The sequence below is a fragment of the Pseudomonas sp. genome (assembly GCF_026224925.1).
In the GTDB taxonomy this organism is placed as follows: domain Bacteria; phylum Pseudomonadota; class Gammaproteobacteria; order Pseudomonadales; family Pseudomonadaceae; genus Aquipseudomonas.
Genome location: NZ_JAMFRV010000485.1, coordinates 1 through 7,562 on the forward strand (window position 1 = coordinate 1; position 7,562 = coordinate 7,562).

6 protein-coding genes are annotated in these 7,562 nt (G+C 57.9%); 4 read left to right on the plus strand and 2 right to left on the minus strand.

Annotated elements, in window-relative coordinates:
• Positions 1-1,174 (minus strand): XylR family transcriptional regulator (locus M0974_RS20770; protein WP_297841057.1); only part of this gene is annotated, 1,174 nt, incomplete at its 3' end.
• Between the two features lie 177 nt (positions 1,175-1,351).
• Here M0974_RS20770 and xylA point away from each other — a divergent pair.
• From xylA to M0974_RS20790, 4 genes are all read left to right on the plus strand, one after another.
• The gene (gene xylA, locus M0974_RS20775) at positions 1,352-2,668 is read left to right on the plus strand and encodes a xylose isomerase (RefSeq protein ID WP_297841059.1); all 1,317 of its coding nucleotides are present in this window, start codon (positions 1,352-1,354) and stop codon (positions 2,666-2,668) included.
• Positions 2,669-2,736: 68 nt separating this feature from the next.
• On the plus strand, positions 2,737-3,738 hold the full coding sequence (gene xylF / locus M0974_RS20780; RefSeq protein ID WP_297841061.1) for a D-xylose ABC transporter substrate-binding protein: 1,002 nt from the start codon (positions 2,737-2,739) through the stop codon (positions 3,736-3,738).
• 206 nt (positions 3,739-3,944) lie between these two features.
• Entirely contained in the window at positions 3,945-5,501 is a 1,557-nt protein-coding gene (xylG, locus tag M0974_RS20785) for a D-xylose ABC transporter ATP-binding protein (protein WP_297841063.1), read from the plus strand.
• Positions 5,502-6,638: a sugar ABC transporter permease gene (locus M0974_RS20790; protein WP_297841065.1), complete on the plus strand. Its 1,137-nt coding sequence runs from the start codon at positions 5,502-5,504 to the stop codon at positions 6,636-6,638.
• A 55-nt stretch (positions 6,639-6,693) separates the two neighbouring features.
• On the opposite strand, the gene M0974_RS20795 is transcribed toward M0974_RS20790, so the two are convergent.
• On the minus strand, positions 6,694-7,562 hold an 869-nt coding region (locus M0974_RS20795; RefSeq protein ID WP_297841068.1), incomplete at its 5' end, for a LysR family transcriptional regulator.

Sequence of the window (7,562 nt, forward strand, 5' to 3'; positions counted from 1 at the left end):
GAGGCTGTCCGTGCTGATACTCCCGTGGGGTACAGCCAAATTCGCGCTTGAATACCGTGTGCAGGTACTGGGCGGACTTAAAGCCGCAGTCACGGGCGATGTCGGCTATCGCGCACGGGCTGTTATCCAGGCTATTTGCGGCGGCTGTGAGCTTGAATCGGAGTATTTCATCGTGGACGCTGCGGCCCAGTTCACTGCGAAAGTGTGCTTCAAGGGACGAGCGCGACACGCCGACATAGTTTGCAACCTGGGCGGTCTTGATCCCTTGGCATCCATATTGGCGAATAAAATGCAGGGCCTGCATCACATACGGATGTCCCAGCGGCCGGTGCAGGCTTGAAGTCTGTACGTTGATCGCTTCCGGCGGCACCAAAATCTGGCTGCCTGCCGAGGGCATGCCGTGCAACATTTGATGCAGCAGGCGCGCGGCGCTTCGGCCCATGCGTTCAGTGCCCTGAATCACCGAGCTGAGCGGCACGCGAGTCAAGGTGCGGGTCAACGGGTCGTTGTCGATACCGATCAACGCGACCTGTTCCGGCACCGCAATTCCAGCAGTCAGGCAGGCTTGCAGCAACTGCCGGGCGCGGGCGTCACTCACTGCGATAATGCCGATTGGCTTGGGCAAGCCTTGCAGCCAAGCGATCTGCTGTTCCACCGCCGTGTCCCACAGCGGCGCACTGGTCTCCAACCCCCGGTAAATCTCCACCGGCACGCCGTCCCGCTGAAGCAGTCGGCTGAAGGCCTTTTCCCGCTCTTGGGCCCAGCGATTGGTCTGCGCCTCGGGCAAGCTGAAACAGGCAAAACGAGTCAACCCGGCTTCGATGAGGTGCTCATACGCCAGTTTGATCAAGGCGAAATTGTCGGTAGCCACGTAAGGAATATGCTTCGGATAAGCCTGTTCATCCTCATACGAACCGCCCACCGCCACCACCGGTAGATCAATCCCAGCCAGCGCTTCACCCATGGTTGGGTCGTCGAAGTCGGCGATGATGCCGTCGCCGTGCCAGCGTTCAATGCCCTTCAAGCGGCAGAGAAAATCCTCCTCAAGAAACAAGTCCCAGGACGCCCGGGTGCTGCTCAAGTAGTTGCCGATCCCGCTGATGATGCCACGGTCATAGATTTTGCTGCCGTTGAACAGCAGAGCAATGCGGTGCACGGGCGGGACGGTCTTCATGCTGCTTCCTCCGAACCTTCGCTACAGACCACCATCGCTACAGACTATGCCCGCATGCTGCCGGCCTCAATAACTAAAATCGAACTCGGGTTTGGTGAGTTTCATAATCGTCAGGCGCGGGGGCGTTGCTACTATCGAAACAAGGTTCCTTCCTTCTAAAACAATAAGGAAATCGCGATGCACTATTTTCCCGCTGTCGATAAAATTCGTTACGAAGGCCCAAACAGCGACGCCCCCCTCGCCTTTCGTCATTACGACGCCGATAAGATCATTCTCGGCAAACCCATGCGCGAGCATTTGCGGATGGCCGCCTGCTACTGGCACAGCTTCGTCTGGCCCGGCAGCGACATGTTCGGCGTCGGCACCTTTAAGCGACCTTGGCAGAAACCCGCCGATCCGATGCAGATGGCCCGTAGCAAGTCTGAAGCAGCGTTTGAGTTTTTCTCCAAACTGGGCATCGACTACTACAGCTTCCACGACACCGATGTCGCCCCGGAAGGTACAAGCCTGAAAGAGTACCGTGAGAACTTCGCGCAGATGGTCGATCAACTTGAACGCCATCAAGAAGAGACCGGTATTCAATTGCTATGGGGCACGGCCAACTGCTTTAGCAACCCTCGTTATGCCGCAGGTGCTGCGAGTAATCCGAACCCGCAAGTGTTTGCCTACGCGGCGGCACAGGTGTTCAGCGCCATGAACGCCACGCAACGCCTCAAGGGTGCCAACTATGTACTGTGGGGCGGTCGCGAAGGCTACGAGACACTGCTCAACACCGATCTCAAACGCGAGCGCGAACAACTCGGGCGTTTCATGAGGATGGTGGTCGAGCACAAATACAAGATCGGTTTCACGGGCGACCTGCTGATTGAACCCAAACCTCAGGAGCCCACCAAGCACCAGTACGATTACGACAGCGCTACGGTGTTTGGCTTCCTGCATGAGTTCGGTCTTGAGAAAGAGATCAAGGTCAACATCGAGGCCAACCACGCGACCCTGGCGGGCCATAGTTTTCAGCACGAAATCGCCACGGCGGCGTCCCTCGGCATCTTCGGCAGCATCGACGCCAACCGGGGCGACCCGCAGAACGGCTGGGACACCGACCAGTTTCCCAACAGTGTTGAAGAGATGACCCTGGCCACCTACGAAATCCTTAAAGCCGGTGGATTCACCAACGGCGGCTTCAATTTCGACTCCAAGCTACGCCGCCAAAGCCTGGAGGAAGTCGACCTGTTCTATGGTCATGTCGCCGCAATGGATGTACTCGCCCTAGCGTTAGAGCGTGCAGCGTCTATGATCCAGAACGACTTGATCGAGCAATTCAAAACACAACGCTACGCTGGCTGGAGTCAGCCGTTGGGCCGCGCTGTACTCGCGGGGGATTTCAGCCTGGAGTCTTTGGCAGAGCATGCGGTCAGCAATGGCTTTGACCCGCAACCGGTCAGTGGTCGCCAAGAGATGCTTGAAGGACTAGTGAATCGTTTTATTTATCCATAAATCAGCCTTATCGGAGGACATAGTTCCCCGTCTTGAAGTGCGTCTAAACAACAATAAGAGGACACACCATGAAGAATTTCAAAACTGTCGTACTCGCCAGCGTTCTGGCACTGCTTGCCAACTCGGCCATGGCCGATGCGGCTCACCCAAAAATCGGTTTTTCTATCGACGATTTGCGTCTCGAGCGATGGGCACGGGACCGTGACTACTTCACCGCAGCGGCCGAGCAGTTAGGCGCCAAAGTGTACGTGCAGTCGGCGGATGCCAACGAGCAACGGCAAATCTCGCAGATTGAAAACCTGATTTCCCGTGGTGTTGACGTGATTGTCATCGTGCCGTTTAACGCGACGGTGCTCAATAACGTGGTTGCCGAAGCCAAGAAAGCCGGGGTCAAGGTGCTGTCCTACGACCGGCTGATACTGAATGCCGATATTGATGCCTATATTTCCTTCGATAACGAGAAGGTCGGCGAAATGCAGGCCAGTGGCGTGTTGAATGCCCAACCCAAGGGCAACTACTTCCTGCTGGGCGGCGCACCTACCGATAACAACGCCAAGATTCTGCGCGAAGGCCAGATGAAAATTCTGCAACCCGCCATTGACAAGGGCGACATCAAAATTGTCGGGCAGCAATGGGTGAAAGAGTGGAACCCCACCGAAGCGCTGAGCATTATCGAAAACGCCTTGACCGCTAACAGCAACAAAATCGACGGCATCGTTGCCTCTAACGACGCCACCGCTGGCGGCGCGATCCAGGCCCTTGCCGCGCAGAAACTGGCCGGCAAGGTGCCCATCTCCGGCCAGGATGCCGACTTGGCTGCGGTCAAACGGGTAATCGCGGGCACTCAGACCATGACCGTGTACAAGCCGCTGAAGCTGCTCGCCTCGGAAGCCGCCAAGCTCTCGGTGCAACTGGTGCGTAACGAGAAGCCCACCTATAACTCGCAATACGATAACGGCAGTAAAAAGGTCGACAGCATCCTGCTCAAGCCGACCCCGCTGACCAAAGACAACATTGACGTGCTGATAGACGACGGGTTCTACACCAAAGCGCAGATCGCCGGGAAGTAAGCAGCTTGGCTGCTGTGGGGCCGAATTGAGTTTTCCATGAGCATCTGTGGGACCGAATTCATTCGGGAAGGGTCATCCATAGCCATACATTTCTGTCGAATGTACCGGCCTCTTCCCGAATGAATTCGGTCCCACAGGGGGTGGTTTTCCATCGTATTCGGTCCTGCAGGTTTGGTTTGTTTTTCACTGCGTATTGAGTGTTCGTAATGTCCGACTATCTGCTGGAAATGAAAGGCATCGTCAAAGCCTTCGGTGGCGTCCGTGCCTTGAACGGGATCGACATCAAGGTCAAGCCCGGCGAGTGTGTAGGGCTGTGCGGCGAAAACGGGGCCGGTAAATCGACCCTGATGAAGGTGCTCTCGGCGGTCTATCCCTACGGCACGTGGGAAGGCGAAATCATCTGGGACGGCAAGCCGCTCACGGCGCACTCCATCGCTGAAACCGAAGCCGCCGGGATCGTTATCATCCATCAGGAACTGACCCTGGTTCCCGACCTGTCTGTCGCGGAAAACATCTTCATGGGCCACGAATTGACCCTACCGGGCGGGCGCATGAACTACCCGGCGATGATGCACCGCGCCGAAGCCTTGATGCGCGAGCTGAAGGTCCCGGACATGAACGTCGCCCTGCCCGTCTCGCAGTACGGCGGCGGCTATCAGCAACTGGTGGAGATCGCCAAGGCGCTGAACAAGAAGGCTCGATTACTGATCCTCGACGAACCTTCTTCCTCGTTGACCCGCTCGGAAATCGATGTGCTGCTGGACATAATCCGTGGGCTCAAAGCCAAGGGCGTCGCCTGCGTCTACATCTCACACAAACTCGATGAAGTATCAGCGATCTGCGACACCGTCTCGGTCATCCGTGACGGCAAACACATTGCCACCACCGCCATGGCCGACATGGATGTCACGCGGATCATCACGCAAATGGTCGGCCGCGAAATCAACAACCTGTACCCCACCGAGACCCATGCTGTTGGCGACGTCGTGCTTGAAGCGCGACACTTCACCTGCTACGACGTCGACAACCCCAGGCGTAAACGGGTTGACGACATTTCGTTTTCACTGCGGCGTGGGGAAATCCTCGGTATTGCCGGGCTGGTCGGCGCGGGCCGCACGGAACTGGTCTCCGCGTTGTTTGGTTCCTACCCCGGCCACTATGAAGGCGAGGTCTGGTTGGACGGTAAAAAAATCGACACCCGCACCCCGCAAAAATCGATCAAGGCTGGCCTGTGCATGGTCCCCGAAGATCGCAAGCGGCAAGGCATCGTGCCGGACCTGGCCGTCGGGCAAAACATCACGCTGGCGGTGCTGGATACCTTTTCTCACCTAACCCGTATCGACGCCGAAGCCGAGCTGGGCAGCGTCCATCGGGAAATTTCGCGCATGCACCTGAAAACGGCGAATCCCTTTTTGCCTATCACTAGCCTGTCCGGAGGCAATCAGCAGAAAGCCGTGCTGGCGAAAATGCTGCTGACCAAACCCCGTGTACTGATCCTCGACGAGCCCACGCGCGGGGTCGATGTGGGTGCCAAATATGAGATCTACAAGTTGATGGGCGTGCTGGCCGCCGAAGGCGTGTCGATCATCATGGTCTCGTCGGAGTTGGCCGAGGTGCTGGGCGTCTCCGACCGCGTACTGGTGATCGGCGACGGTCAATTACGCGGTGACTTCATCAACCAGCAATTGACCCAAGAGCACGTGCTCGCCGCCGCGCTCAGCCAGTCGCCCAGGCCTGACACTATTGATCGGAAATCCGTCTAAATGAACCAGGTCAAACAGCTGTTCATCCGCTACAAAATGCTCGCCCTACTCATCGCCGTGGTGATTATCTGGTTGTTCTTCAGTTGGCAGACCGAAGGCGGTTTCATCACCCCGCGAAACCTGTCGAACCTGCTCCGCCAGATGTCCATCACCGGAATTCTCGCCTGCGGCATGGTGTTGGTGATCATCAGCGGCGAGATCGATCTGTCGGTGGGTTCGATGTTGGGTCTGCTCGGCGGCGTGGCGGCAATTCTCGACGTTGTCTACCACCTGCCGCTGCCGCTCAACCTCGCCATCGTCGCGCTGTGTGGGCTACTGATCGGGCTTGGCAATGGCTACATGACCGCGTACCTGCGCATCCCCTCATTCATCGTCGGCCTCGGTGGGATGTTGGCGTTTCGCGGTGTTCTGCTGGGGATTACTGGGGGTACCACGATTGCGCCGGTCTCGGCGGATTTGGTCTACGTCGGCCAAGGTTATTTGCCGCCGCTAGCAGGCATCGTTCTAGGCGTGCTGCTGTTTGGTCTGACCTTGTTCCTGACCTGGCGTCAACGTCACAACCGCGCACTGCATGGGTTATCCGTCCCCTCAATGCTACGCGACACCCTGCGTGTGGTGCTGATCGGTGCGGTGCTGGCGGGCTTCGTTTACACCCTCAACAGCTACGACGGCATTCCCGTCCCGGTGCTGCTTCTGCTGACCCTGCTGGGCGTGTTCAGCTACGTCACCAGCCAAACCGTGTTCGGTCGAAGGATTTACTCCGTCGGCAGCAACATGGAAGCCACGCGCCTATCCGGGATCAACGTGCAGGCGATCAAACTGTGGATCTTCGGGATCATGGGCGTGATGTGCGCCCTTGCCGGCGTGGTGAACACCGCCCGACTGGCTGCAGGCTCGCCGTCTGCGGGTAACATGGGCGAACTGGACGCCATCGCCGCCTGCTTCATCGGCGGCACCTCCATGCGCGGCGGCTCGGGCACGGTGTACGGCGCCCTCCTCGGCGCTTTGGTCATCACCAGTCTCGACAACGGCATGTCGATGCTCGATGTCGACAGCTACTGGCAAATGATCGTCAAAGGCAGCATCTTGGTGCTGGCGGTGTGGGTGGACGTGAGTACTCGGGGCAGTCGGCGGTGAACTGAAATCCAGGTGGGAATCGATTCGCGAAGAATGCGGCGCGGTGTCAGCTCGGCTACGGCAATGCGAGAAAATAACCCGTCGCCATCCGCAGGAAGTGCGCAAGCGCTGGATTGTCGTTGTCGCAGCTAGACGCCATGTATACCTGCGCGCGCGGTTGGGCGTCTTTAAAGGGGCGGAACTGTAAATGTCCCACGTAAAGTTCGCGAGCTGCAGCGGGCACGATCGCCACTCCCAGACCCGCGCGTACCAGCCCAAGAATAGAGTGTGTTTGCCCAAGATAATGCAGGTACTGCGGAGATACGCCAGCCATGGCGAACAGTCCCACGATGCAGTCATAGAAATAGCGCCCTTCATCCGGCGAGTACATGACGAAGGGCTGCTGGTCCAGATCGGCAACCGCAATTGAGGTGCGCTGTGCTAAAGGATGTTCGCTCGTCATGGCGACCAACAGCGGTTCGCTGTTAATCAATTGATAATCGAACCCTGGGCGTGGCACGGCTCTGCGGACAAAGCCGACATCAATCATGTTAGCGGCCAATGCTTCGATTTGAGCGCCGGAAACCATTTCGTGGAGCTCGAAACCTACGCCGGGCAATAGCTCGGCGGCATGCCCCAGCAGCCCGGGAATCAAGCTGTAGCCGCTGACTGCGGTAAACCCAAGGTGCAGTTGCCCGGTTTCGCCTTGTGCCATGCGCCGAGCAGAGGTTCCCGCTCGTTCCGTATAGGACAAGACGTGCCGGGCATCGCTTAGGAAGTGCTGACCGGCAATGGTCAGCCGGACTTGCCGATTACTGCGTTCAAGCAGCGTTACCCCCAGTGAGCGCTCCAGCATTTGAATCTGGCGGCTGAGGGGCGGCTGCGTCATGAATAAGCGCTGTGCCGCCCGACCGAAGTGCAGTTCCTCGGCGACCATTACAAAAC